This is a genomic window from Arthrobacter sp. TJ-240 (genome assembly GCF_058269195.1).
In genome coordinates this window covers 1-1345 of the sequence record NZ_JBZCNG010000016.1, presented here as the reverse complement: position 1 = coordinate 1345, position 1345 = coordinate 1, and the positions used below count along the sequence as shown (strand labels likewise).

Below are 1345 nucleotides of genomic sequence, written 5' to 3'. Positions count from 1 at the left end.
GGAACCATCACCTGGACCCCCGCCACCGGCACCCGAATCACCTACAACTAGCCAGCACCACAATAGCCCTGGGGACCTGGGGCGATCTGCATCAGCGGTTGAGTACTCGATGTGGACACCCTGACATTTGGAGAAAACGATGAAACTACCTCAAGCGCGTCGATTGGCGATCACCGTCGGTCTTCTTGCCGTGCTCATAGGCGGTCCACTGCCAGCAGCCCACTCCGTGACACAGGACGCACCGCTCGGTCCGTCAGAGGCGATACCGCCTACTGACTCGCCGCAATCCGACGAGGTGGGAACGACGCAGCTGCTGGAGCCGACGCCTGCCGGGACGGCTCAACCCTCGGAAACGGACGGCACTACGAGTGGTGCTGCACCGAGCATCAGCGGCGGGACCGTCACGCCGAACGCTCCGGAGGAGGGCCCGGCGCCGAGCGCCTCCGAAGGGCAGGACATAGCACCCTTGTCAGCCGACATCATGGCCGCCAATCAGAAAGCGCTGGCCGCGGAGATCGGGCCCGATGGGGCGTCGCTGGGCCAGGGAATCGTTCGCATCTCCACGTCAGGAGACCCGCAGGTCGAATCGCCGGCCGAGGACAGAGCAATGGACGGGTCCGCGGGCACAGCGGCAACCAACTACTGGAAGCCGTCGGGAGTCCTCGGCGTCGATGTGAGCAGCCACCAGCAGACCGTCAACTGGACGGCTGCGAAGGATCAGGGGTCTCGATTCGCGTATGTGAAAGCGACGGAGGCAACCAACTACACCAACCCCTACTTCACCGCCCAGTACAGGGGATCGGAAGCGGCCGGGATGCTGCGCGGCGCCTATCACTTCGCCATCCCGAGCGTTTCCAGCGGCGCGCAGCAGGCCAATTACTTCCTGAGGAACGGGGGCGGTTGGTCTGCGGATGGGAAGACCCTCCCACCGCTGTTGGACGTCGAGTACAACCCCTACGCGAGCCTCGGAAACGCCTGCTACAACATGAGTGCTGCGCAGATGGTCAAGTGGATCAGGGACTTCTCCAACACCATGTACAGTGCAACGGGCCGTCTCCCGATGATCTACACCACGACGGACTGGTGGAACACCTGTACGGGATCCTCCGGGGCCTTCGCCAATCACCCCCTGCACATCGCGAACTACAACAACAGCAGTGCCGGGCGGATGCCGGCCGGCTGGACCGGCTACGACCTGTGGCAATACACCAGCATCGGCCCTGTGGTCGGTGACTGGAACCAGTGGCCCGCCAGCCTGAGTGCGCTCCAAGCATTTGCACGCAACAACAACAACCCGGCTGCCTCTGCGGGCGGTGCGGCGATTGCTGCCGTAGCCGGCAGGACT

General features: G+C 63.9%; 1 protein-coding gene. It reads left to right on the top strand.

Annotation, left to right across the window (positions count from 1 at the left end):
* Window positions 1–466: 466 nt before the first annotated feature.
* Window positions 467–1345, top strand: an 879-nt coding sequence (locus AC4D2C_RS18730; RefSeq protein ID WP_490916312.1) for a lysozyme, incomplete at its 3' end; no start/stop codon positions are given.